29 protein-coding genes are annotated in these 24,319 nt (G+C 65.2%); 18 read left to right on the top strand and 11 right to left on the bottom strand.

Features of this window, described 5'->3' with window-relative positions; genetic code table 11:
* Position 1 precedes the first annotated feature (1 nt).
* Both SM753_RS13390 and SM753_RS13385 read right to left on the bottom strand, forming a co-directional pair.
* Entirely contained in the window at positions 2-907 is a 906-nt protein-coding gene (locus SM753_RS13390) for a glycosyltransferase family 2 protein (protein ID WP_135533379.1), read from the bottom strand.
* A gap of 55 nt (positions 908-962) precedes the next feature.
* A complete protein-coding gene (locus SM753_RS13385; protein WP_323191970.1) occupies positions 963-1,670 on the bottom strand; it encodes a class I SAM-dependent methyltransferase in 708 nt (235 codons plus the stop codon).
* A 97-nt stretch (positions 1,671-1,767) separates the two neighbouring features.
* Between SM753_RS13385 and SM753_RS13380 the strand changes: the two genes are divergently transcribed.
* Entirely contained in the window at positions 1,768-1,905 is a 138-nt protein-coding gene (locus SM753_RS13380) for a hypothetical protein (RefSeq protein WP_323191969.1), read from the top strand.
* Here the strand turns inward: SM753_RS13380 and SM753_RS13375 are convergent.
* Positions 1,902-2,309, bottom strand: a complete 408-nt coding sequence (locus SM753_RS13375) for a pyridoxamine 5'-phosphate oxidase family protein (protein WP_135533381.1) — start codon at positions 2,307-2,309, stop codon at positions 1,902-1,904. The two genes, SM753_RS13380 and SM753_RS13375, sit on opposite strands and share 4 nt — an antisense overlap.
* A gap of 137 nt (positions 2,310-2,446) precedes the next feature.
* Between SM753_RS13375 and SM753_RS13370 the strand changes: the two genes are divergently transcribed.
* The 6 genes from SM753_RS13370 to SM753_RS13345 all read left to right on the top strand — a co-directional run bounded on the left by SM753_RS13370 (position 2,447) and on the right by SM753_RS13345 (position 5,957).
* The gene (locus tag SM753_RS13370; RefSeq protein ID WP_135533382.1) at positions 2,447-2,731 is read left to right on the top strand and encodes a winged helix-turn-helix domain-containing protein; all 285 of its coding nucleotides are present in this window, start codon (positions 2,447-2,449) and stop codon (positions 2,729-2,731) included.
* A gap of 54 nt (positions 2,732-2,785) precedes the next feature.
* Positions 2,786-3,583, top strand: a complete 798-nt coding sequence (locus tag SM753_RS13365) for an MBL fold metallo-hydrolase (RefSeq protein WP_323191968.1) — start codon at positions 2,786-2,788, stop codon at positions 3,581-3,583.
* A 49-nt stretch (positions 3,584-3,632) separates the two neighbouring features.
* Positions 3,633-3,872 (top strand): helix-turn-helix domain-containing protein, encoded by a 240-nt coding sequence (locus tag SM753_RS13360; protein ID WP_323191967.1) that lies wholly within the window; start codon positions 3,633-3,635, stop codon positions 3,870-3,872.
* A 54-nt stretch (positions 3,873-3,926) separates the two neighbouring features.
* A complete protein-coding gene (locus SM753_RS13355; protein WP_323191966.1) occupies positions 3,927-4,604 on the top strand; it encodes a YkgJ family cysteine cluster protein in 678 nt (225 codons plus the stop codon).
* Positions 4,605-4,669: 65 nt separating this feature from the next.
* Positions 4,670-5,065 carry a TRAM domain-containing protein gene (locus SM753_RS13350; RefSeq protein WP_135533386.1) on the top strand — a complete coding sequence of 132 codons (396 nt, stop codon included), beginning with the start codon at positions 4,670-4,672 and terminating at the stop codon, positions 5,063-5,065.
* Positions 5,066-5,456: 391 nt separating this feature from the next.
* Positions 5,457-5,957: a GNAT family N-acetyltransferase gene (locus tag SM753_RS13345; protein WP_323191965.1), complete on the top strand. Its 501-nt coding sequence runs from the start codon at positions 5,457-5,459 to the stop codon at positions 5,955-5,957.
* Between the two features lie 25 nt (positions 5,958-5,982).
* Here SM753_RS13345 and SM753_RS13340 read toward each other — a convergent pair whose 3' ends face one another.
* The gene (locus SM753_RS13340; protein WP_135533388.1) at positions 5,983-6,807 is read right to left on the bottom strand and encodes an amidohydrolase family protein; all 825 of its coding nucleotides are present in this window, start codon (positions 6,805-6,807) and stop codon (positions 5,983-5,985) included.
* Between the two features lie 227 nt (positions 6,808-7,034).
* Here SM753_RS13340 and thsA point away from each other — a divergent pair, with 227 nt between their 5' ends.
* The gene (gene thsA / locus SM753_RS13335) at positions 7,035-8,576 is read left to right on the top strand and encodes a thermosome subunit alpha (protein WP_369335361.1); all 1,542 of its coding nucleotides are present in this window, start codon (positions 7,035-7,037) and stop codon (positions 8,574-8,576) included.
* A 66-nt stretch (positions 8,577-8,642) separates the two neighbouring features.
* Here thsA and SM753_RS13330 read toward each other — a convergent pair whose 3' ends face one another.
* Positions 8,643-9,404, bottom strand: a complete 762-nt coding sequence (locus tag SM753_RS13330) for an SAM-dependent chlorinase/fluorinase (RefSeq protein ID WP_323191964.1) — start codon at positions 9,402-9,404, stop codon at positions 8,643-8,645.
* A 19-nt stretch (positions 9,405-9,423) separates the two neighbouring features.
* Entirely contained in the window at positions 9,424-9,942 is a 519-nt protein-coding gene (locus SM753_RS13325) for a nicotinamide-nucleotide adenylyltransferase (RefSeq protein WP_323191963.1), read from the bottom strand.
* Positions 9,943-10,111: 169 nt separating this feature from the next.
* On the opposite strand from SM753_RS13325, the gene lonB reads away from it, so the two are divergent.
* The 3 genes from lonB to SM753_RS13310 all read left to right on the top strand — a co-directional run bounded on the left by lonB (position 10,112) and on the right by SM753_RS13310 (position 13,751).
* Positions 10,112-12,229 (top strand): ATP-dependent protease LonB, encoded by a 2,118-nt coding sequence (gene lonB / locus SM753_RS13320; RefSeq protein WP_138797000.1) that lies wholly within the window; start codon positions 10,112-10,114, stop codon positions 12,227-12,229.
* Positions 12,230-12,237: 8 nt separating this feature from the next.
* Positions 12,238-13,263 carry a CPBP family intramembrane glutamic endopeptidase gene (locus SM753_RS13315; RefSeq protein WP_323191962.1) on the top strand — a complete coding sequence of 342 codons (1,026 nt, stop codon included), beginning with the start codon at positions 12,238-12,240 and terminating at the stop codon, positions 13,261-13,263.
* Positions 13,264-13,385: 122 nt separating this feature from the next.
* A complete protein-coding gene (locus SM753_RS13310; RefSeq protein WP_135533393.1) occupies positions 13,386-13,751 on the top strand; it encodes a hypothetical protein in 366 nt (121 codons plus the stop codon).
* Here SM753_RS13310 and SM753_RS13305 read toward each other — a convergent pair.
* Positions 13,737-14,195: an MGMT family protein gene (locus SM753_RS13305; RefSeq protein WP_138796998.1), complete on the bottom strand. Its 459-nt coding sequence runs from the start codon at positions 14,193-14,195 to the stop codon at positions 13,737-13,739. The genes SM753_RS13310 and SM753_RS13305 overlap by 15 nt on opposite strands.
* Positions 14,196-14,492: 297 nt before the next feature.
* Here SM753_RS13305 and SM753_RS13300 point away from each other — a divergent pair, with 297 nt between their 5' ends.
* Positions 14,493-15,272 (top strand): SRPBCC family protein, encoded by a 780-nt coding sequence (locus SM753_RS13300; protein ID WP_323191961.1) that lies wholly within the window; start codon positions 14,493-14,495, stop codon positions 15,270-15,272.
* 63 nt (positions 15,273-15,335) lie between these two features.
* On the opposite strand, the gene SM753_RS13295 is transcribed toward SM753_RS13300, so the two are convergent.
* The gene (locus SM753_RS13295; protein ID WP_323191960.1) at positions 15,336-15,713 is read right to left on the bottom strand and encodes a hypothetical protein; all 378 of its coding nucleotides are present in this window, start codon (positions 15,711-15,713) and stop codon (positions 15,336-15,338) included.
* A gap of 108 nt (positions 15,714-15,821) precedes the next feature.
* On the opposite strand from SM753_RS13295, the gene trpC reads away from it, so the two are divergent.
* The 6 genes from trpC (at position 15,822) to SM753_RS13265 (ending at position 21,544) form a co-directional block, all read left to right on the top strand.
* A complete protein-coding gene (trpC, locus tag SM753_RS13290; RefSeq protein WP_323192085.1) occupies positions 15,822-16,574 on the top strand; it encodes an indole-3-glycerol phosphate synthase in 753 nt (250 codons plus the stop codon).
* The gene (gene trpB / locus SM753_RS13285; RefSeq protein ID WP_323191959.1) at positions 16,571-17,809 is read left to right on the top strand and encodes a tryptophan synthase subunit beta; all 1,239 of its coding nucleotides are present in this window, start codon (positions 16,571-16,573) and stop codon (positions 17,807-17,809) included. The genes trpC and trpB overlap by 4 nt, the downstream gene beginning before the upstream one ends.
* On the top strand, positions 17,806-18,642 hold the full coding sequence (trpA, locus tag SM753_RS13280; protein ID WP_323191958.1) for a tryptophan synthase subunit alpha: 837 nt from the start codon (positions 17,806-17,808) through the stop codon (positions 18,640-18,642). Before trpB ends, trpA begins: the two co-directional genes overlap by 4 nt.
* A gap of 27 nt (positions 18,643-18,669) precedes the next feature.
* Entirely contained in the window at positions 18,670-19,464 is a 795-nt protein-coding gene (locus SM753_RS13275; protein WP_323191957.1) for a 2-amino-3,7-dideoxy-D-threo-hept-6-ulosonate synthase, read from the top strand.
* Between the two features lie 42 nt (positions 19,465-19,506).
* Positions 19,507-20,283, top strand: coding sequence for an SDR family NAD(P)-dependent oxidoreductase (locus SM753_RS13270; RefSeq protein WP_323191956.1), 777 nt, complete (start codon positions 19,507-19,509; stop codon positions 20,281-20,283).
* A gap of 85 nt (positions 20,284-20,368) precedes the next feature.
* Entirely contained in the window at positions 20,369-21,544 is a 1,176-nt protein-coding gene (locus tag SM753_RS13265; RefSeq protein WP_323191955.1) for a 3-dehydroquinate synthase II, read from the top strand.
* On the opposite strand, the gene SM753_RS13260 is transcribed toward SM753_RS13265, so the two are convergent.
* The 3 genes from SM753_RS13260 to SM753_RS13250 form a co-directional block, all read right to left on the bottom strand.
* The gene (locus SM753_RS13260; RefSeq protein WP_323191954.1) at positions 21,531-21,935 is read right to left on the bottom strand and encodes a zinc ribbon domain-containing protein; all 405 of its coding nucleotides are present in this window, start codon (positions 21,933-21,935) and stop codon (positions 21,531-21,533) included. The two genes, SM753_RS13265 and SM753_RS13260, sit on opposite strands and share 14 nt — an antisense overlap.
* A 29-nt stretch (positions 21,936-21,964) precedes the next feature.
* Positions 21,965-22,648, bottom strand: coding sequence for a type I 3-dehydroquinate dehydratase (locus SM753_RS13255; protein WP_138796990.1), 684 nt, complete (start codon positions 22,646-22,648; stop codon positions 21,965-21,967).
* Positions 22,649-23,259: 611 nt separating this feature from the next.
* Positions 23,260-24,228 carry a transcription initiation factor IIB family protein gene (locus SM753_RS13250; protein ID WP_135533405.1) on the bottom strand — a complete coding sequence of 323 codons (969 nt, stop codon included), beginning with the start codon at positions 24,226-24,228 and terminating at the stop codon, positions 23,260-23,262.
* Positions 24,229-24,319 lie beyond the last annotated feature (91 nt).

Here is a 24,319-nt window from a genome sequence, read left to right as displayed (position 1 = left end):
CCTAACGCCAGTCGTACAGTTCCACGACCCGGTCATGGCGGTCGGCGAGACCGTTTGGATTCTTCGCCGCGGTGCCGTCGCGCGAACGGGCCGCGAACCCGTCCTTACAGCCGCGGAGGACACCACCCATCACCGTTCGACCGTTGCCGAGCCAGGCGCTCAGTTCGACATCGCCGCGGAACACGTCCTTCGCGACGCCCGCGGCGTCTCTCAGCGCGAGTCCGGTCATTCGGCGGATCGTGCTGTGGTGGACGCCGTAGTTCTTGCAGAGCTGATAGGCCACCGACTGGTGGCGCCACCCCCAGTCGTACTGCGTTCGGCCGCCGTCAGCCCCGTACTCGCCGCGGACGCTCATCTCGGGAGCCCAGGTGACTGACCGGTCGACCGCCGCGAGTCGATGGGATACGTCGCGGGCCCCGCCGGTTTCGAGGTACTCGTCGAACCCGTCGATAGCCTCGATAGCGTCCCGGTCGAACACGACGTTGTCCCCGTTACAGAAAGAGACCGAACGACCGGCGTACGTGCGGGTCTCCTCGGACTCGGTCGTCATCCCGGCGCGCAGCGTGCGGTGTGTCGGTCCGGTAACGGCGTCAGCGCCGTCAACGAGCGCGTCGGCGGCAGCCTCGTACCAGGACGGTTCGACCGCCAGCCGGTAGCTTATCAGGCCGACAGCGTCACCCGTCGCGACGCCGATACCGGCGTTCCGGGCGACGTTGACGTTCCGGTCCGAGAGTTCGAGGAGGACGTCTACGTCTTCGCGTTCGCGGATCATACCGGTCGTCCCGTCCGAGGACGGGCCGTTGACAACGATAGTCTCCGCGGCCGGAACGTGGTCGTTTATCGCGTCCAGGCTCCGTTTCAGTTGCTCTCGGCCGTTCAGTGTCGGGACGACTACCGAGAGCTCCATACCACCCTGTAGGAGAGTGAATGATTAAAAGATCACTGGATACCAGCCAAGGCGTTCACACGACCGACGCGTTCCAGTAGGAAACGGAAGCGAGGCTGTCGCCGACTGGCGATCGATGGACTGCGGTGTCCAGCGACCGAAACGCGCTGGCCATGCTGTTCGGTATCTTCCTGTAAAAGCCGTAGGGGAGAACGAAATCGTGTTCGTCGCCAACGAGCGACAGACCGGCCCGGTCGAGCAACGAGAGCACCTCCGTTTGCGAGTAGAGCCGCGACCCCATCGGCAACAGCCAGTTGTAGACGCTGCGGCTGCTAAATCGGTTGAACGTGTCGAAAAACACCTGCTCCTTCGAGACGCGACGCATCTCGCTGAGAAACGCCGCAGGGGTGTCCGCGAGGTGGAAAAACCGCATCGCGAACACCGTGTCGAAGTGGTCGTCCGGGAACGGAAGGCGCCCGGCGTCGCCCCGCATGAATTCCAGCGACTCCTCGACGCCTGCCGACTTGGCTTTCTCCCGGCCCTGCTGGAGCATCGGCCCCGAGATATCGAGTCCGACTACGTCCGCACCGCGCTCCGCGAGCATCACGGTGAACCGGCCCGTTCCACAGGCGATTTCGAGAACGCGCTTGCCCTCGACAGGTCCGATAGCGTCGAGAACAGCTTCCTTCTCGCGACGGTCGATGAGTCTTCCCCCGCGCGAGAAACGCTTTTCTTCGTACTCCTCGGCGACATCGGACTCCTGGTACCACTCCTGTCCCTTCACGCTGTAGTGAGTTCTCGTTCCATAGGATAAAACGGTACTGGAGTCGTTCCGACTTACTGACCGAAATTCCTTGTTATTCGGTACCGTAGATCGGCGTATGCCGAAATGCACCAAGTGCGGTACGACCCACGACGTAGACAGTCTCGTCAGGCACGAGCGAGGGAACCTGCTTCGCGTCCACTGTCCCGATTGCGAATCGCCGATGGGCCAGTACCGAAACCCGAGCGGCCGTTAATCCCCGCCGGAACGGACCGTCTCGGGTCGTATCCGTATGAGGACTCGTTCACCCGACTCCTCGCCGTGGTTCGGATATTCGTCGACACCCATGTACCGACGTGCGAGTTCGTCGATATGGTCGACCGCACCCTCAGTAGTGACGGCATCGACTGTTCCGGTAACAGAGAGATAGCGATACGGGTCGTCGGGGTCGAGCATCGACAGCGCCACTGTCGTCCCTTCCTCGACGTTCCGTTCCTTTCGTCGCCCTCGCGCCGTATTGACGAGCATCGACCCCGCTTCTTCGTCGTAGTCGACCCACACTGGCGAAACCTGCGGCCTCCCGTCGGGGTCGTCCGTCACGAAATGCCCGAACGTCTTCTTCTCGAACAGGTCGCGGTGTGTCTCCGGAATCTCACTCATACATATCGTCTCTCGACAGGCGAAACAAAAGTCTTCTACAACCCACCTATTACGATAATAATACACCTAATATTCTGTGCATTGTTAGGACCCCCATATAGCCAAGCTTTACTTACCACCTTTGTCGAATAGAGTCCATGAGCACCAGTACGCAGGAGGAGCGCTCGAAAGAAACTGATGACGAAGCCTTATCAGATTCAGAATTCCGCGACCGTCTCTACGAACTCCCGCCGAGTGCGAAACTCGTCGCGAAGGTCCTCGAATCCGACGCACCCCTGTCCCAGGGACAACTCGCCGAGGAATCGTTACTGCCCGACCGTACCGTTCGGTACGCGTTGAACCGCCTCGAAGACGACGAACTCGTCAACTCACGGTACTCGTTTCAGGACGCGCGAAAGCAGGTCTACTTCCTGAACAACTGACTCTCTCACCCATCGACCGGCCAGCCTTTTGTCTTCGCCACCGAACGCCGGAGCATGACTGGAATAGAGCGGACGGCTGTCCCGTACGACCGCGCACCCGGCGGTGCCACGAACGCGTACGTGGTTGGGTCCGAGGATGCGCTGCTCGTTGACCCGGCCGGCAGGACCGACGAGTTAGACGCAGCTGTCGACGAGCGGTCCGTGGCTCACGTCGCCGTCACGCACGCACACCCGGACCACGTCGGCGGCGTTGCGCACTACGCCGACGCGCTCGACGCCACTGTCTGGTGTCGCGCCGGCCGCGAGGACCGGTTCGAGCGGACGGCGGGTGTCGCCCCCGATAAGACGTTTCGTCCAGGGAGCGATCTCCCCGGAACGGACGGCGCGATCGCTCTCGACACCCCCGGGCACGCGTCCGACCACGTCGCGTTTCGCATCGACGACACGGTGCTCGTCGGCGACCTCGCCGTGGCCGAGGGGAGCGTCGCCGTCACCGCGCCCGACGGGGACATGCGCGCCTATCTCATCGCCCTTCGGCGGTTGCACGCACAGGACCCCGAGCGACTGCTTCCCGGTCACGGCCCGGCGATCAAGGCACCTCGTGAGACGTTAGCTCGTCTCGTTTCACACCGCCGCGACCGCGAGCGCCGCATCGAAACGGCGGTTCGCGGCGGCGCGCGAACGCTGGTCGACATCGTCGACGCAGCGTACGAAAAGGACCTCACCGGCGTCCGCGAAATGGCGGTCCGGACCGTCGAGGCTCACCTGGAGAAACTGGCCGTCGAGGGTCGCGTCGAGTGGGACGGGGAACTGGCGTCCCCGAGGTGTAAGCCTCCAGAGCGGAATTTATAATAAACAATCGAATAGGTTCTTGGCGGGAGGACGCGTCAGTCAAAACGGTATGGACTTCACGTCGTACCCAACCGATCCCGAGGCCGTCGCCCAGCGACGGATGCCGGGCGACCTCCAGTCGTCGCAGACGAAACTCGTCTACTACTACCTTCGAGTCACGGACTGCGAGACGGTCGGCGACCTCTCCGCGGAACTCGACATGAAGCGGATGACCCTGTACGACGTACTCGACACGTTAGACGAGAAGGGATTGGTCCGGCGCGAGGGCGAACGGTACCGCACGGCGTGACGGGACCCGTTCGCTGACCGCACTCCTTTTGAGTACCCGCGAGTACGGACGAGCATGGAGAGCCTCGAAGCCGAACTCGACCGCGCCCGCGACCTCGATGTCGACGACCTCGCCGACGCCATCGAGTCGATCGGCTTCGAGTGCACCCGCTGTGGGGCGTGCTGCAAGGCCGACGAGGCCGACCCGCACACCGCGACGGTGTTTCCGGACGAGGTACGCGAACTGCAGGACGCCGAGTCCCCGGGCGACTCGACCGAACGGGACTGGCGCGACGTCGCTCGACCGATGCCGTACGGCCTGACGGAGACGGCGGACGGGACCGAAGGCGAGACGTTCGAGTGGGCGCTCCAAACCGACGGCTGCGGCGACTGCACCTTTTACACCGAAGACGCGGACGGCGTCGGCGGGTGTACAGTCCACGAGGACCGGCCGCTTATCTGTCGAACGTACCCGTTCAGCGTCGCACTCGCCGGAACGAGCCAGCCGATGGGCGAGGCCGTCGACGAGTCCGGCCTCGTCCGCGCTCACGAGTGCGAGGGTCTCGGCCGGGACATTTCGCGGGAGGACGCCGAGGACCTGGCCGCGGCGCTGAAAGAACGGGCCGTCCGCGAACTGGACGAGGCGATCGACGTCCGCGACGAGTACGAACCGGCGGACTCAGCTCCGGGCGAGGTAGTAGTACACGACTCCGAAGGGGCGAAATCCCCCGACGGAACCCTGCGAAAGCGGTAAAAACCCCGCTGACCGGCGATACTTCTTTAATGTATGGCTCCAAGATTTATCGTGGAGGTCTAACCTTGGAAATCTCTGATGAACTCCTGTGTCTGTTCAGCGCCGACGTGACCGTCCAAGACGACAGCTACGTCGTGGAGGTCCCGCGTCGCGAAATCGAAACCGGTTCCGTGAAACCTGGCGAAACTTATCGCGTCGCACTCATCTCTAGCGAGGAAGCGGACGATTCCGATGACGCATCGACCGGTGCGCCGCCGGAACCGCAACCGCCCGTCGAGATCAACGAGACGCGCTACGTCGAGATCGAAGACATCGGCAAGCAGGGCGACGGCATCGCCCGCGTCGAGCGGGGGTACGTCATCATCGTCCCCGGTGCCGACGTCGGCGAGCGCGTGAAGGTCGAAATCACGGAGGTCAAATCCAACTTCGCGGTTGGCGAGATCATCGAAGAAACCTTCTGAAGCGACCCTTTTCCCGGTCGGGTCGCACAAAGTGCGACCTCTCCCGGCAAAAAGCTCGGCCAAAAAATCCCGCTCGCTCACTCGTTTCTCTCGTTCGCTCACGGTGGCTCTGCGTGCGTAACTGCCTGACGGCCTGCTCTCTGCCCTCACAAGCGAGGGTTCGGAAGACGAGAAAAACGGGTCTTCCGGCAAATCGTGGCCGGCCAGGACCCCTGGAACGCACACCCCGCCGAACTCCGGCGAGTTGTCGGTCGACTCTACGTCGCGGAGTCCGAACCGCGGTGTCTCCAACTGCACTGTCTCGAACCCCGCGGTGTTTTGCACTGACGGAACCGATCATCTCGGAGAACTCGCCCCGCGATTTTTTGCCCAGTACGTGCCACAGAGGATCATGGCAGACGAAGCCACTATTCGACCGGCTGAACGCGGAGATATCGACGGTATCCAGCGGGTCGCACGACGCGCATGGGGCGGTGCGTACGGAGGAGTGCTTCCGGAGGACGCGCTGGACGAGATGTTAGCTGTCCACTACTCAGACGAGGTTCTCGGCCGGACGATAGCGTCCTCGAAGCGGAGCCTCTTCGTCGCCGAGGACGACGGAACTATCGTCGGCTACGCCTCCGGCGGCCCCTCGGATATCGACGTGGAGGGAGAACTCAGCATCTATCTCGACCCGGACTGGTGGGGACAGGGGCTCGGAAAGCGACTCCTCGACTGCGTGGCCGAGAGCCTGGCGGAGCAAGACGTCGAGTGCATCGAGGAGAAGGTCCTCGACGAGAACGAGGTCGGAAACGCGTTCTACGAGAAGCATTTCGACCGTGTCGGCCGAGAGGAGATCGAAATCGGCGGGACGACCTGGACGGCGAACGTGTATCGGACGGAGATCGCGTGAGAGACGGACGGCCGCTGTGGGGGCGTTACTGCTCGCTCTCGGCACCGAGCGCGTCGATTACTCGCGCCGCGTTTTTCGAGAACGCTCGGCGCATCTTGTCCTCGGAAACGTCGAGCGTCAGTATCTCCATGACGCCGACGTTGGGGTGAGTGGATGGCGCGCCGCTGCCGAACAGGACGCGGTCGGGATGTTCGAGGAGGGCGCGCTCCAGTTGCTCGCGATAGCGAACGAAACTCGTGTCGAGGTAGTAGTCGTCGTAGCGGTTCAGCAGGTCGATGGCCTCGCCCATCAGGTCGCGGTTCAGCGGATGCCCGCCGAAGTGCGAGACGATGACGGGAAACGAGCGATCCAGCAGAGCGTCCTCGATCACGTCTGGCGGACAGGACTCGCCGCCGTGGACGAGGACGGGGAGGTCGACGGACTCCAGTACGTCTAACACGTCGTCGTCGGGGAGGCCGTCCGTCGCGGGGTCGAGTTTGAACCCGTGGAAGCGGTCGTCGTAGGCGTACTGTTCGACGTCGTCGGGGGAGATATGCCACTCCTCGCGTGAGGCCGCGAGATTACGGAGACGCGCTCCGGTCGAATCGCCGGGGCTGCGCGGCCCGTTAATGCGTGCGAACGCGACGAACGGCCGTTCGACTGAGAGCCTCGCGACGGCGTTGTTTGCCTGCAGATATCGCTGGTCGTCCGGAACGTCCGGGAACACCACCGAGCGGACGACGCCGGCCTGATGCATCTCCCGCTCCAGGTTGTCCGGCGTGATCGCCCGGCCGCGAACCGCCGACTCGTCGTCCGTGTTCAGGCGCGCGTGACTGTCGACCACGCGGAACCGGTGTTCCAACTCTAACATCTGTTCTTCATTTCCGTTTCACGGTATTTTTGAATACCGGTTGGTTTCTGACGCGGCCGCGGGGACACTCTCCACCGCAGACGGACCAGAGCGGCGGAAAGCCCCCTTCAGTGTCCCGTTCCCATCAGATCCGCTAACAGAAATTTTATATAGAACCGCAAACGATTCCTCTCCGAGGATTCACCATGGCAGATTCGAACCCCCAGCAGCGCATGGGTGGACGGCCCATGTTCGTGCTGTCGGAGGACAGCCAACGAACACACGGTGAAGACGCGCAGCAGTCGAACATTTCGGCCGGGAAAGCGGTCAACGAGTCGGTCCGCACTACGCTCGGCCCCCGAGGGATGGACAAGATGCTCGTCAGCGACGGCGATGTCGTCATCACGAACGACGGCGCGACCATCCTTCAGGAGATGGATATCGAGCATCCCGCCGCCGAGATGATAGTCGAAGTCGCCGAGAGTCAGGAGGACGAAGTCGGAGACGGCACGACGACCGCCGCCGTCCTCGCCGGCCAGTTGCTCGCGAAGGCCGAGACCCTTCTCGAAGACGACATCCATCCGACGACGATAGTCGAGGGGTACCACGAGGCCGCCGAGATCGCGGTCGAAACCGTCGAGGAGACGGCGCTCGACGTCGAGGTCGACGACGACCTGCTGGCGCAGGTCGCCCAGAGCAGCATGACCGGCAAAGGAACGGGCGGCGTCGCCGCGAGCAGCCTCGCGGAGTCCGTCGTCGACGCGGTCCGTCACGCGGAGCGAAACGGCGTCGTCGACCGGGACGCCGTCACGGTCTACGCTCGCGTCGGCGCGAGTTCGACGGCGACCGAACTCGTCGAGGGGATCGTTCTCGAAGAGGATCCGGCGACCGACGCGATGCCGTCGGAAGTCGAGAACGCTACTATCGCCGTCCTCGACGTCGACCTCGAAGTCCGAACCGGTAACGTCGGCGCGGAGTTCTCGGTGGATTCAGTCGACCAGTTGACCGCCGCCCGAGAGTCCGGGGAGCGCGAACTACGCGAGTACGCGGAGACGCTCGACGACGCCGGGGTGGACGTGGTCTTCTCGACCGGCGATATCGACGACCGCGTCGCAGGCTATCTCGGCAAACGCGGCATTCTCGCGTTCGAGAGCCTCTCTGACGGCGACGCGCAGGGGATCGCCCGCGCAACCGGTGCGAGCCGGATCGGAGCGCTCGACGACCTCAGTGAGGAGGACTTCGGTACGGCTGACCGCGTCCGAACGGAGACGTTCGGCGAGGACGAACTGGCGTTCATCGAGGGCGGTTCGGCGGCCGAGGCCGTCAGCCTCTTCGTGCGCGGCGGCACCGAACACGTCGCCGACGAACTGGAGCGCGCGATCACGGACGCGGTCGACGTCGTCGCGGCCGCGATCGAGACCGGCGGGGTCGTCCCCGGAGCCGGCGCAACGGAGATCGCTATCGCGGACGCCGTCCGCGACGCTGCGACGGGGACCGAGGGCCGGAGGCAACTCGCCATCGAAGCGTTCGCCGACGCGGTCGACGTGCTCCCCCGAACTCTCGCCGAAAACACCGGAATGGACCCGATCGACGCGCTCGTCGACCTGCGGGCGACGTACGACGCTCACGGACGAGCGGGCATCATCGCGACGGAGCGAACCGGCGAGATCGGCGACCCCGTCGAGGCGGGCGTCGTCGACCCCGCCGCGGTCAAGAGAGAGGCGGTCGAGTCTGCTGTGGAGGCGGCGACGATGATCGCTCGCATCGACGACGTCATCTCGGCGGAGTGACCGCTCCCCGTCCGAGAGCGGACCCCCGAACCGCCCTGGCCGCACCGGTACTGGATCACCGGGGCATCAGTCGAACGTCAGGCGCACCTCGTCGCCCGCGGCGACACCGAACGCCTCGTCGCCGCGGCCCCGATTCACGTCTAACTCGACGTTACCGTGACTGCCGACCGTGACCAGCCACTGGCCCGGCGGCACGGCGGCGAACGTCTCGCCGACGGGCACCGACTGGCCGTTTACGCGCACCTGTTCGACGCCTTCGATCACGTCGCCCGGAACGTTGGTGATCGCATTGCCGAAGTCGTCCACGACGAGCACCTCGCCGACGACCGCGTCGTCCGCGACGGTCGGCTTGGGAAAAGAGAGGTCCTCGTACTCGTCGACGGGGGTCAGTCGGCCGAGAGAGTCGAGGTCGTCGACACCGACTTCGTGGACCTCTGCCGCGGCCGGCGCGAACACGTCGCGGCCGTGGAACGTGCTACTGGCGGCGCCCTCGTCGTCGATCGCGAAGTACTCTACCCGGCTATCCTCGCCGAGTAGTTCCCGCGCTGCCGGGACCAGAACGCCGTTGTCAGGTCCGACCAGCGCGTGACCGCCCGCTCGTGCGACCATGGCTGTGCGCTCCGTACCGACGCCGGGGTCGATAACGGCGAGGTGGACTGCCGGCGGGAACCACGGGAGTACCTCACGTAACCAGAACGCCGCCGCGCGAACGTCCTGACGCGGTAGGTCGTGGGCGACGTCGACGAGTCGGGCCTCCGTCCGCCGGAGTATCACGCCTTTCATCGCGGCGGGATACGGCGACCCGAAGTCGGAGGCGAGCGTAATCATGCTGTGTCGGTTCGGATGCTCAGTTCCCGTTGCTGTCCGTTTCACTCACGCGCTGTAAGCGCTCGATGCCGTTCGTCTCCTCGACGACTTCGACGACGGGATCGGGAAGTAGCGATTTCCAGTTTTTCCCCTTGATCATCCGCTCGCGGACTTCCTGACCTTCCAGCACCTCCCGGTTGAACATGGGTGACTGACGCACTTCGACGCCCGCCTCTTCGAACAGTTGGATCACCAGCGGGTTGTTCGAGTACGCGACGTCGAACTCCGGACTCATGCTCTGGACGTGGCTGACCCACACCGAGTTGCGTTCCAGATCCTCGATGGGGACGGCGTAGGTCACGAGGTCGATGTCGACGAGCGACTTCGTCACCATCATGACCCGCTCGCCGGCGGTGAACGGGTCGTGTTTGCTGTGGGAGTCGCCGGCGCTCCCGATTCCGAGGACTAACTCGTCTACGTCCTCGGCTATCTCCTGCACCATGTTGAAGTGGCCGTTGTGGAAGGGTTGGAATCGGCCGATGTAGAACCCCCGTATCATACTCAGTAGGTGCGACCTGTCGGTTTATAAGGGTGGCGAGTTCGGGTTTTTGTGCTATACTGTCGCTTGTAGGCCTCTGTGTACCGTTTTCGCCATTCGATGAACGATTGATAGAGGGGGGAAAGTATATCAGTTCTCCTCCCTTCGATTTAGCCAGTAACGACATTCTATGAGTAACGACACGGACCCAGACGACGTTTCTCCCGAACCGGTGAACCGCGATCCCCGCGATGGGGACGAGGACCACCGGAACGAGGGAAGCGGCGTCGATCCAAGCCCGGACGAATCTTCGGCGCCCGGAGACGAGACAGACTCGCAAGTGTCTGATATCGGTACGGGTGACGAGGAGTCACAGACAGAGCTCGGTAGTGAGGTCGACGCGGAGATAGCTGACGACGTCGACGAGGACGACCTCCTCGGCGGCCTCCAGATAGAGTCGACCGAAGACATCGACGTGCCGGACCAACTCGTCGACCAGGTGATCGGTCAGGATAACGCCCGCGACATCGTCAAGAAAGCCGCCAAGCAGCGGCGCCACGTGATGATGATCGGCTCCCCCGGAACGGGGAAGTCGATGCTCGCGAAGGCGATGAGCGAACTCCTTCCGAAGGAGGACCTGCAGGACGTTCTCGTCTACCACAACCCGGACGACGGTAACGAGCCGAAGGTCCGAACCGTTCCCGCCGGGAAAGGCGAGCAGATCGTCGAGGCCCACAAGGACGAAGCCCGGAAGAAAAACCGGATGCGGTCGTTCCTGATGTGGATCATCATCGCGATCGTGCTCGGCTACACGCTCCTTTCCCCCGCTAGCATCCTGCTCGGCATCCTCGCAGCGGGTGTCGTCTACCTCGCCTTCCGCTACTCCAACCGCGGAAGCGACGCGATGATCCCGAACCTCATCGTCAACGCCGCCGACGAGCAGACCGCGCCGTTCGAGGACGCGACCGGCGCTCACGCCGGCGCACTGCTGGGCGACGTCCGCCACGACCCGTTCCAGTCCGGCGGCATGGAGACGCCCAGCCACGACCGCGTCGAACCCGGCGCGATCCACAAGGCGAACAAGGGCGTGCTGTACATCGACGAGATGAACACGCTGGATATCCGGAGCCAGCAGAAGCTGATGACCGCGATCCAGGAGGGCGAGTTCGGCATCACCGGCCAGTCCGAGCGCTCCTCGGGTGCGATGGTCCAGACCGAGCCAGTCCCCTGTGACTTCATCATGATCGCGGCGGGGAACCTCGACGCGATGGAGAACATGCACCCCGCGCTCCGCTCCCGCATCAAGGGGTACGGGTACGAGGTGTACATGGACGACACCATCGAGGAGACCCCCGAGATGCGGCGCAAGTACGCGCGCTTCATCGCACAGGAGGTCAAGAAGGACGGCCGCCTGCCGCATTACACGCAGGAAGCGATCGAGGAGGTCATCCTCGAAGCCAAGCGCCGCGCGGGACGCAAGGGTCACCTGACGCTGAAACTGCGCGACCTCGGCGGCCTGGTGCGGGTCGCGGGCGACATCGCCCGCGCCGAGGACGCCGAGTTCACCACCCGCGACCACGTGCTTCAGGCGAAGCGCCGCAGTCGCTCCATCGAACAGCAACTCGCCGACGACTACATCGAGCGGCGCAAGGACTACGAACTCACCGTCTCCGAGGGCGACGTGGTTGGCCGCGTCAACGGCCTCGCGGTCATGGGCGAGGACAGCGGTATTGTCCTCCCCGTGATGGCCGAGGTCACACCCAGCCAGGGCCCCGGACAGGTGATCGCCACCGGGAAACTGCAGGAGATGGCCGAGGAGGCCGTCCAGAACGTCTCCGCCATCATCAAGAAGTTCTCCGACGAGGACATCTCGGAGAAGGACGTTCACATCCAGTTCGTTCAGGCGGGCCAGCAGGGCGTCGACGGCGACTCCGCCTCTATCACGGTGGCGACGGCCGTCATCTCCGCGCTTGAGAACGCGCCGGTCAGACAGGACCTGGCGATGACCGGGTCGCTGTCGGTCCGGGGCGACGTGCTCCCGGTCGGCGGCGTCACGCACAAGATCGAGGCGGCCGCCAAGTCCGGCCTCGATACGGTTATCATCCCGGCCGCGAACGAGCAGGACGTGATGATCGAAGACGAGTACGAGGAGCAGATCGAGATCATCCCGGTCTCGCACCTCAGCGAAGTGCTGGAGGTCGCACTCGCCGGCGAAACCGAAAACGACGGTCTCGTCGAGCGTATCAAGAGCATCACCGGTTCGGCCCTCGAACGGCAGGTCGGCCGCGGTAGCCCCAGTCCGCAGTAGGCCCGACCGTGCCTGACTGGGCGGTCTTGGCGAGCGAAGCGAGCACGACCTCGTCGCAGTTCGATGCGACGGCGTTCGCGGGTTTTTCGCTCGTCGTTCTTTCGCTTTTGCTGTTACTCTCCCGAGCGACGCAGTCAGCGATGACCGACGACAGCGGTGCGGCCGGTCTCCCCACCGACGAGACGGAGTTTGTCACCCGGGAATCCCCCTCAGAGTCACCGTCCGAACCGTCTCCCGGACCCGCACCCGTCGAATCCTCGGACGACCAACGCGTTCCGAGACCGAGCGTAGACGGTGACGGACAGGGAACGGATCCGGGGCTCGGTGGGGACGCACCGACCGAGCCGCGGGCCCGTCAGTCCGACGGCGAGAGCCGGAACCCGTTTCCGCCCGGCACGCCGTCCCACGAGACGGCCCGGACTGACGAGGACGATATCGAATTCTCCACCGGGGCGTTGCTGGTCAACGTCGCGTTCTCGCAGGGGTTACTGGGGGCGTTGCTCGTAGGGGCGGCCTGGTACACGCAGATACCGATGTCGGCGCTAGGCGTCACGACGGCACCGGGGAATACGGGATGGCCCGCGCTGTTGATCGGAGTTGGCCTCGGTCTGACGCTCTACGCCGCGAACGAGGGGACCGCGATGCTGTTCCAGCGACTGGGTTTCGACACGGACGACGGACTCCGGGAACTGCTCGCTCCGGACTCGCTGACGGGGTGGGTGGTCCTGCTCGGGACCGTCCTACCCGTGATCGCCGTCTTCGAGGAACTGCTGTTCCGGGCGGCGCTCATCGGCGTTATCTCGACGGGCTTCGCCGTTTCGCCGTGGACGATGGCCGTCTTCTCGACGGTCGCGTTCGCTATCGGTCACGGTATGCAGGGCCCCGGCGGTATCGCCGTCACGGGAACGCTCGGGTTCGTGCTCGCGGCGGCGTTCATCGTCACCGGAAGCCTGTTCACCGTCGTCGTCGCACACTACCTGGTGAACGCACTGGAGTTCGTCGTCCACGAAGGGGTCGGCGTCGACTGGACGTAGCCCGGATTCGTCGAAAGGCACTTCCGGCCGCTCTGAGTCGGTCCGAACGTGACTCCGCTGGACGAATACGCTGACGAGATCTCGTCAGTGAAGACTGTCGCGGGGCCATCCCCGCGAGATACATGAAACAGTTACGTCCGACAGGATATCTGAACGTCCGCACGCTGACGCTTGCGGTCGGCCTGGTCTATCTGGTCATCGCCGCGGTCGCAGTCGCAACGGGCAACGCGACGGCGGGCGTACTCACTGACCTGGCCTTCTCGCTGGTGATGGTCGCGTTCGGCGTACTGCTGCGCGTCCGCAACCCCGACGAAATGGGGCTGCGGGTCGCCGGTGGACTGTTCGTCCTCACCGGTCTCGTACAGGGGTACGTCCTCATCGTCGAGGACGCCGCCATCGGCGACGGCGGGGTGACGCTGCTCGCTCTCGCCGCGCTCTCGCTGTATCTCTTCGAGATGTTCGTGCGGCCGCGCCTAGAGTCCCTCTAGCGACCGCAGTCGCTGCTCGACCGGCGGCGGGGCGGCGCTCGGCCCGTCGCGCACGCGGTGGTCCGGAATCAGGAGCGGCGCGGGGTTCTCCGAAAGCGCCGTTCGAACCGTCCGCTGGTCGTCCTCCTCGTCGCCGCTGAGCCCCGGTGTCATCCGGGCGAGCGCTTCGACCGTCAGTTGCTCCCCGTACGGCACGTCCCGGACCGTCTCCAGTACCGCCCGCTGGTCGGTCGGGACCGTGAGCGCGACCTGAACGTCCGCGAAATCGTCCGTTTCGCCCTGGAGGTACGCGAAGACACGGTCGAGCAGTTCGTGTTCACCGTCCGCGTTGTCCTCGGGAGCCGAAGGGAACGAGACGCTCATAACCCGTCCGCTGGCGATACCTATCTGTACGAATCGCTCTAGATACGGCGATTCCCGCGCATAGATGCCGGCGTCTTCCATGTACCGGTGGAGGACCGTCGAGGCCTTGAACATTCGCCCGGTTCGAGCCGTGGCGTTGTTCCCCCGGGCCAACATACAATGCCGGTCCTGTGGAGTAGTACGGTGGGGGAGATACCGTATGCTACTGAGCGCCATCATCAAAGGGTCATACTGTCGGACGGAACTGTTTCAGATATTCCGCGGGAACGTCTCCGCGAAATTCGCCACTGGCTTCCGTCCGTCAGTATCACTCGATGCGGTAGTCGAGAGGGCCGACGAATCGGGACGAAACTATCTGAGCGACGCGGGGGCATCACGATGACCGCGCGGCCACCAGAGTCCGGCGACGAGTCGCGGGACGTGGCGGACGTGCGGGCCGACCAGCCGACTGGCGTGGACGTTCACACCGCCGAACGAGTCGGCGCGGCGGCGGTCGGCGGAGCGCTCGTCGCGGCCGGCATCAAACGGCGGTCGCTCGGCGGCGCGGTGCTTGCGGCCGTCGGCGGCTGGCTCGCGTACCGCGGGGTCAGGGGGAAACGTTCGACCGCGCGGGGCGCGGATGCGAGCGGCGCGGTTCTCGGACGCGACGAGACCGGCGCGCCCCCCGAGGCGACGGAAGTCGAACGCTCCGTCACCATCGGACGGCCGGCGGAGGAACTCTACGAGATGTGGCGCGACCCGGAGCAACTGCCGCGGATCATGGCGCACTTCGCGGACGTGACGCCGACGGGCGAAAACCGCCAGCACTGGGAAGTTCGTGGGCCGCTCGGCCGGGTGCTTGCGTGGGACGCACGAGTCGTGACGGACCGGCCCGGCGAACTCGTAGAGTGGGAGTCGCTGGAGGGCGCGACGCTACCCAACGAGGGTTCGGTGCGCTTCGGCCCGGCACCGGACGACCGGGGGACGGAGGTGACGGTCCGCTTCCGTTTCGACCCGCCGGGCGGTTCGGTGAGCAACGCCGTGATGGACGCTTTCGACATCGTGCCCGGGACTATCGCCGAGAAGTCGCTCGACCGCTTCCAGAGCCTCGCCGAGACGGGCGAGATCCCGACGCTCGAACAGAACCCGTCAGGCCGCGGGAAAGGAGATATGGTCTGATAGGGTCTGTTGTAACTGTGTACCGGTGTTCGCCGACCCCGTGTCGGTGACTGTCGTTACGACTCACCACAGTCTGCGACAGTGTGAACCCATGCCAATGAGGGAGCCGGGACCGACGTCGACGTAGACCAGCGGGTCGTGACAGAACTGCAGGTCATAGGTGCGCTCGAACGCGTGTCCGCCGGCAGAGATAGCAACTTCGTACTCGCCGGGACTCACGATATCGTGCCGTTCGACGGTTTGATCTTCGGGAACCTCGAACGCGTCTCGGTACACGCGCTCGCCGTCGGGCGTCCGGACCGTGAGTGTCACGTCCTCGAGTTCTCGGGCGGTGTTCGTCACGCGTACCGATAGATCGTCCCGCGTGCCCCACCAGATCCCGGAGAGACTGGCCGCGCCTGCGATCCCGGCCCCGGATTTGAGGAGTGTTCGTCTGTCCATATATAGTTACTTTCCACTCGTACTATGCGCTATACTATCCAATTATTAATTTACTGCCGCGCTGTTCCCGCAAGTCTTATGTACAAATCCGTCCGTTAATGTACGATGATGAACGCTGACGAGGTCGCACCGGCGGTTCGCTCCATTCTGGACACCGCCAGAGAGCGCGGAGACGAGAGCCGAGAGCGGCTCTCGGTCGACGCCCGGTCGCTGCCGGACGCGCTGGCGGCCGCCGAAGCCGACGACCGCGCGCCGGTGATAGCGGAGGTAAAGCCCACGAGTCCGACGACCGAGGGGAAGACGGAGGCGGACCCGGTCGAGTTGGCGACCGCGATGGTCGAGGGCGGCGCGGCGGCGCTGTCCGTACTGACCGAACCAGAGCATTTCGACGGGTCGCCAGAGAACCTGCGGCGGGTCCGGGCAGCGGTGGACGTGCCCGTGTTGCGGAAGGATTTCGTCCTGCGCGAAGCGCAGTTAGACACGGTCGAGGCGGACGTCGTCCTCCTCATCGCGCGGTTCGTCGGCGACGACCTGGCGGACCTGATCGCCGCCGCGCGCGACCGCGGATTCGAAGTTCTCGTGGAGGTCCACACGCGAGAGGAACTCGAGCGGGCAGTCGCGGCGGACGCCGATATCGTCGGCGTGAACAACCGCGACCTGGCGAAGCTAGAGGTCGACCTGGGGACGTTCGAGCGGGTCGCGCCCGCGGCACCGCGAGACGTGACACTCATTGCCGAGAGCGGTATAGCGACGCGAGACGACGTGACGCGGATGCGAGACGCCGGGGCCGACGGACTGCTCGTCGGCTCCGCGATCATGGACGGCGACCCGCGGGCGAACACGGAGAGACTAACACGATGAGTACGAGCAAGTTCGGAGAGTACGGGGGACAGTACGTGCCGGAGGCGCTGATGCCGGCGATAGAGGAACTGGAGGACGCCTACGAGCGCTACGTCCTCGACAACGAGGACGGCTTCATGGACGAGTTCCGGCGTCGGCTCCGGGACTTCGGCGGACGGCCGACGCCGCTCCAGCACGCCGAACAGCTGTCGGAGCGCTACGACAGCGAGGTGTATCTCAAGCGCGAGGACCTCGTCCACGGCGGCGCGCACAAGCTGAACAACGCGCTGGGGCAGGTGTTGCTCGCGAAGTACATGGGCAAGGAGCGGATCGTCGCCGAGACCGGCGCAGGACAACACGGCACCGCGACGGCGATGGCCGCTGCCCACCTCGGAATGCCCTGCGAGGTGTACATGGGCGAGCGCGACATCAACCGCCAGCGACCCAACGTGTTCCGGATGCGGCTCAACGGGACCGAGGTAAACCCCGTCACGATCGGCCGCGGGACGCTGAAGGAGGCGATAAACGAGACGATGCGCGACTGGGCGACGAACGTCGAGGACACTCACTACGTCATCGGGAGCGTCGTCGGCCCGCACCCGTTCCCGCGGATGGTCCGGGACTTCCAGTCGGTGATCAGCGAGGAGGCCCGCGGGCAGATCCGTGAGCAGGCCGGACAACTCCCCGATAGCGTCCTCGCTTGCGCCGGCGGCGGGTCGAACACGATGGGGGCGTTCCACGAGTTCACCCAAGACGCGGAGGTCGACCTCTACGCCGTCGAGGCCGGTGGGAGTTCGCTGGAAGTGAACGAGGAGGAGGGCGTCGCGCCTAACTCTGCGTCGCTGTCGACAGGCGACGAGGGCGTTCTCCACGGCGCGCGCACCAAGCTCCTGCAAGACACCGACGGCCAGATCATGGAATCTCACAGCGTCTCCTCGGGGCTCGACTACGCCGGCGTCGGCCCGGAACTGGCCCACCTCGTCGACGAAAACCGCGTCACGCCCGTCACCGTCGACGACGACGCGGCGCTGGAAGCGTTCCACCGCCTCTCGCAGGACGAGGGGATCATCCCGGCGCTGGAGACCGCCCACGCGTTCGGGTTCGCCCACGAGAACCCGGAGAAACTCGGCGACGTGACGATCATCAACGTCTCGGGGCGCGGGGACAAGGACCTCGAATCGGTGATCGAGGAAACCGGGAAACGAGACATCGCCGCCGCGCCGGACATGGACGTGTTCACCGGAGGTGGACTGTGAGCCGCATCGACGAGGCGTTCGCGGACGGCCCCGCGTTCGTCCCGTATCTTGCGGTCGGGGACCCGGACTACGAGTCCTCGAAGGCGTACGTCGAGGCGCTGGCCCGCGGCGGCGCGGACGTGATCGAACTCGGCCTGCCGTTCTCCGAACCCGTCGCTGAAGGGCCGACCATCCAGGGTGCGGTGACCCGCGCGCTGGAGGCGGGGATGACCCCCGAGACGTACTTCGAGTTCGTCGAGGAGTTAGACGTGGACGTGCCGCTGGTCTGCATGACGTACTACAACCTCATCTACCAGTTCGGTTCGGACGCGGGCCCGCGCCCGTTCGTCGAGCGCGCCGCAGAGGTCGGCATCGAGGGTATCGTCGTTCCGGACCTGCCCGCGGAGGAGGCCGGTCCGCTCCGCGACGCCTGCGACGACCTCGGCCTCGACCTCGTGTTCATCGTCGCGCCGACGACTGAGGGCGAACGACTCGAACGCATCATGGAGCAGGTGTCGGGCTACGTGTACGTCCAGGCGCGTCTGGGTGTTACCGGCGCGCGCGACGACGTAAGCGACAAGACCGGCGACGCGCTCGCCAGGCTGACAGAGTGGGACGTTCCCAAAGCGGTCGGCTTCGGCATCAAGACCGGCGAACACGCCGAGCGAATCGTCGCGGGCGGTGCCGACGGAATCATCGTCGGGTCCGCGCTCGTCGACATCGTCGCCGAGGGCCACAGGGAGGGCCGCCCCGCCGAGGACGTGGCGGTGGACCTCGAAGCGAAGGCCCGCGAACTCACGGAGGGCGCGGAGTCCGGCTACGCGCAACGCGTGCCAGAACCCGAACACACATAACGCAGGCATGATAGTCATTCACACACCATGAGTTCCGGCATCGACGCGCGTCTCGACCGCATCGGGACAGACGGGAACTACGTCATCGTCCCGATGGACCACGGCATCACGCTCGGCCCGGTAACGGGCCTGAAACGCATCGAGTCGACCATCGACGCGGTGACTCGTGGCGGCGCGGACGCGGTGCTCACCCAGAAAGGTATCGCACCACGCGTCCACGATAACAAGAACGGACGGGGGTACATCGTCCACCTGAACGGCTCTACGACGATCGGACCGGACCAGGCTGACAAGCGCGTAACCGGAACCGTCGAGGAAGCGGTCCGGGCCGGCGCGGACGCCGTCTCCTTCCACATCAACGTCGGGAGCGACCACGAACCGGACCAGATAGCGGATCTCGGCGAACTCACCGCAGAGGCCGACCGACTCGGAATGCCCGTGTTCGCGATGGCGTACGCCCGCGGCCCCGGCGTGGACTCGAAAGACCCCGAAGCGCTTGGCCACGCCGTCCGCCTCGCCGAAGAGGTCGGTGCCGACATCGTCAAAACCGGCTACAGCGGCGACGCGGAGAGTTTCGAACGCGTCGTCGAGGCGACCCGCCTTCCGGTCGTCATCGCGGGCGGGAGCAAAGGCACCGACCGCGAGACGCTGGAGATGGTCCGCGGCGTGATGGACGCCGGCGGATCCGGGGTCTCGATGGGTCGCTCCGTCTTCCAGCACGACGACCCGGAGGGCATCGCGCGGGCCATCGCCGACGTCGTCCACGACGACGCCAGCGCCGACGAGGCGCTTCGTGACTCCGGTCTGGCCGTCGAAGCGTAAGTTTCCCTACCGTTTTTCTCGCTCACGCTCGTACGCGTCGCCATGGGCCAGACGACCTTCGACTTCACGGACGAAACAGTGATAGTAACCGGCGGCAGTTCGGGTATCGGCCGAGCCATCGCGACGGCGTTCGGCGACGCGGGAGCGACAGTCATCGTCGCTGACCTGCGCGAAGAACCCAAAGACGTCGATGCTGACCTGCCGACGCACGAAGCGATCGAGGACGCCGGCGGGCACGCGGAGTTCGTTCGGACGGACGTGTCCGCGCCGGACGAGGTGCGCTCGCTCGTCGAGGCTGCCCGCGAGTTCGGCGGCGTCGACGTGATGGTCAACAACGCCGGCGTCTTCGGCGGAGGGTCGATCCGCGAAACCGACCCGACCGAACTCGACCGACTGCTCGGCGTGAACGTCCGCGGCGTGTTCGTCGGCTGTCAGGTCGCCGCCAACGACATGATAGAGCGCGACGACCCCGGCGCGATCGTCAACACGGCGTCGATCAGTTCGAACCTCGCACAGCACGGCCAGGTCGCCTACGACACCTCTAAGGGCGCGGTACGGATGATCACCCGCGGCGCGGCACTCGAACTGGCCGAGGACGGGATCCGAGTAAACGGCATCGCGCCCGGCCAGATCGCGACCGAGATCGACGAGGGGTGGACCGAGGAAGCGGAGGGAGGCGACTTTCTCAAGCCGGTTCCGCAGGGCCGTGCGGGAAGGCCGGAGGACCTCGCCGGAGCCGCGCTCTTTCTCGCCAGCGAGCAGGCCGGTTACGTGACCGGCGAACTGGTCCACGTCGACGGCGGCTGGCAGATCTGCTGAGACGGCGGGACGGTCGCCGACCTGTGGGTCACCGGTTAATGCCGATTCCGCCACGTTCATGCCCGCCCCATTCGAGTGGTGCAATATGACACGATCAGTGTGGCTCAAAGCCGACGAGAGCGTCGGCGACTGGGATGCGCGACGCAGGCGGATCACCGCCGGTCTGGAGTCCGGCGTGGACTGGGTACTCGTCGACGAAGGCGACGTCGGGCGAGTGCGCGAACTCGGCGATGTCAACGTGGCCGCGTTCCGTACCGGTGGGGACGTGGACGTGATCGACGACCCCGAGTCCGAGGACGCGGCGGAGGCCGACGCCTACGTCGTCGGCAAGGACGGCGAGGGCGACGGGACGGTCGACCTACCTGCCGACTACTCCGGGTCGGCCGACCTGTCGACGCTGCGCCGCGATGACGAACGGGCGAACGGCGCGTACGTCCGCATCTTCGACGAGGAGTACGAGGCGTTCGCCGAGGCCGCCGCGGACGAGGCAGACTACACTATCGTCGTCGGCGAGGACTGGACGATCATTCCGCTGGAGAACCTCATCGCCCGCATCGGCGACGAGACGGAACTGATCGCCGGCGTCACGACGGCGGAGGAGGCGAAGACCGCCTTCGAAACGCTGGAGATCGGCGCGGACGCCGTGTTGCTTGACACCGACGACCCAGACCAGATACGAGAGACCGTCGCCGTGCGCGACGAGGCCGAACGCGAGACGCTCGACCTGGAGTGGGCGACCGTGCGCGAGGTCGAACGCGCCGGGAGCGCCGACCGCGTCTGCGTCGACACGGGGTCGCTGATGGACCACGACGAGGGAATGCTCGTCGGGTCGATGTCCCGCGGCCTCGTGTTCGTCCACGCCGAGACCGCCGAGTCGCCGTACGTTGCCTCGCGCCCGTTCCGCGTCAACGCCGGCGCGGTTCACGCGTACGTCCGCACGCCCGACGGCGGCACGAAATACCTCTCGGAGATCCGCAGCGGCGACGAAGTCCAGATAGTCGACACTGACGGAAACACTAGAGAGGCCATCGTCGGTCGGGCGAAGATCGAACAGCGCCCGATGTTCCGGGTCGAACTAGAAGCCGATAACGGCGACCGCTTCGAGACGCTCATACAGAACGCGGAGACCGTCAAAGTCGCCGCCGAGGACGGTCGCAAGGCCGTCACCGACCTCGAAACGGACGACCGACTCAAAGTCTACTACGAGGACACTGCCCGTCACTTCGGCGAGGCAGTCGAGGAGAGCATCATCGAAAAGTAGTCGACTCCTCCTCGCTCGGGTTGCCGAGACGCGTTGTACACCAGTGACAGAAGTCGATGTCCTCGTCGATTTCCCCGCCGCACTGCGGACAGTGGACCGCGTCCGGGTCGTACCGCGCCTGCTGGACCGAGATGACGAAGGCGTCGATCACGTTGAACAGTATCAGCGACAGCAGGACGAACTGCGCCTGAAGCGACATGCTCTCGACGGTCGACAGCATCCGTTCCGCCGACGTTCCGCCCGTCGCCGGGTCGGGGAGCAAAAGCAGCGCCGCCAGGATCCAGAGCGCCGACCAGAGTATCGCCCGCACCCACTGACGCAGGTACAGGTGTCCCAGACCGGGAAACAGAAGCGCGAGGCCGACTGCGACCGCTGACCGTAAACGACCCATGTTGCCCGCTCATACCAACCGGCCGATGGTTAAGCTTCGGGTTTCGAGCGCAACTGCTCGACCAGGTCACGAAGCGTCGCCAGGTCGTACTGGCCGGGCGCGGTCGCCTCGTCGGAGTGGACCGGCGCATAGCCAATACTGGACCCGTACACCGGTGCGACGGCCCGTGAGTGACGGCCGGGCTCACCCATCGCCATCGTCGCAACCGTCTCGCCCTGCGCGGTGAACTCCCGGGTGAGCATCAGCACCGTCAGCACGTCGGCGGGGTCGGTCGCCGTGACGGCTAGCTTGCCAACGTCGGCGTTGGCCACGGCGTCGGCGAGCATCTCCCGCATCTCGTCTGCCGTGGGCGTCCCGTCGAAATCGTGTAGCGACGCGATGGCGGTGGCGTCGTGGTCCCTGGCGTGTTCGACCACGCCGCTGCCGCCGCCGTGTCGCACGGCGTTCAGTTCCACGTCGACGGCCTCGACGATGTCGTACTCCGATGCCGTCGCGAGGTCATCGAGGCGGCCGGCGTCGTCGGCTTCACCGCCCTCCCACTCGGCGCGGTTGGTAGCGATGATCGGGAGGACGCCGTCGTACGCGTCGAGTTGGTCCAGCGGGTCGTCCGCGAGGTCCATCCGGAACTCGACGGCGTCTGCGTGTTCGCGAGCGGCTGCCTCGTCGTCGAGGTCGGCGGTCGCCGCCGCGAGGACGAAGGAGTCGAAGTTCATGGTTAGATCTGGAGCGCGTGCGGCAAAAAGGGGATGTTTCGCTGCAGGGTGTGCGTACGGCCCGCTGTGATCGTCTTCCGAACGACTGTCCGTCGTCGCTGGACTCGGATCAGTCCGCGCTGTGGAGCGGTACGAACCCGCAGTCCGGACAGCCGTTGTGTTTGGTGGTCTGGTAGCTCAGTTCGCGACTGCAGTTCGTACACTTGTACTGGAGGTCAGTCATTACCAGAACACCAGTTGCGATGACGGATATACGTTTCGTGAGTCAAGTGCCCGCGAGACGCTGTCTCACTGTCAGGAACCATATGTTCGATTCGACGGACTAGGAGAGAGCTGCCAGTGATGCGCTTGGCGGACTATGCCGGCCGAGACGGACCGCTCTGCAGGGCGGAGCGTGTCCGTGTACGGGGAAGGGCAGGCCAGCGGACGAGCGTGATTCCCGCGATCGGTCTCAGTGGAAACCTTCGATTTCCGCGATGGCAAAAATACGCGGGTTTTGAGCACGACGAGTGAACGGCGCGAGCATAGCGAGCGAAGTGAAACGGGAGTAGGTTCGGTCGAGTTTTTGTCGCGGGAGCGCCGAAGACGCGCGACCGCAGCGCAAACGGCCGCTATGCCAGACCCAGACTCTCTTCGGCTTCGAGCAACTCGTGGTAGCGGTTGCGGATGGTGACCTCGGAGATGTCCGCGACCTCGCTGACGGCGGCCTGCGTGGTCTTCTCGTTGGTCAGCAGGGCTGCGGCGTAGACGGCGGCGGCCGCGAGGCCGACCGGCGACTTGCCGCTGTGGACGCCCTTCTCCTTGGCGTTCTGGAGCAGCTTTCGGGCGCGGTGTTCGGCCTCGTCCGAGAGGTCGAGCCCCGACGCGAACCGCGGGACGTAGCTCTCGGGGTCGGCCGGCTGGACCTGCAGGCCCAGTTCCCGGACGACGTAGCGGTACGTGCGGGCGACCTCGTTTTTCTCGACGCGGCTCACTTCGGCGATTTCGTCGAGACTGCGCGGCACGCCAGCCTGGCGCGCGGCGGCGTAAACGCAAGCGGTTGAGACGCCCTCGATAGAGCGGCCCGGCAGCAGGTCCTCTTCGAGTGCGCGGCGGTAGATGACGGACGCGGTCTCACGGACGTTCTCCGGGAGGCCAAGCGCCGACGCCATCCGGTCGATCTCGCCGAGCGCCTGCTTCAGGTTGCGCTCCTTGCTGTCCCGGGTCCGGAAGCGCTCGTTCCACTTGCGAAGACGCTGCATCTTCTCGCGCTGGCGCGAGCCGAGGGAGTTGCCGTATGCGTCCTTGTTGCGCCAGTCGATGTTGGTCGACAGGCCCTTGTCGTGCATCGTGTTCGTCGTGGGCGCGCCGACCCGACTCTTCTGGTTTTTCTCCTGTGCGTCGAACGCACGCCATTCCGGACCGCGGTCGACCGAATCTTCCTCGACGACGAGACCGCAGTCGTTACAGACCGTCTCGCCGTGTTCTTCGTCGTTGACGAGCTGCCCCCCGCATTCGGGACACGACAGCGTCTCGTCCTGTGTTTCGGTCTCGCTTTCGTCCGCTTGGTTGCGTGCGCGTGTTCGGGTGTTCTCGGTCATTTGTACGAGAGGGCGGAAGCTGTCCGGGCAGGATTCGATGGAAAAATCCCGGAGATGGTTCCTTGTACGGACTTTGGAACGACCTCATATA

This window comes from Halostella sp. PRR32 (assembly GCF_034808085.1).
Lineage (GTDB): Archaea > Halobacteriota > Halobacteria > Halobacteriales > Natronoarchaeaceae > Halostella > Halostella pelagica.
This window is presented reverse-complemented; position numbering and strand designations above follow the sequence as displayed.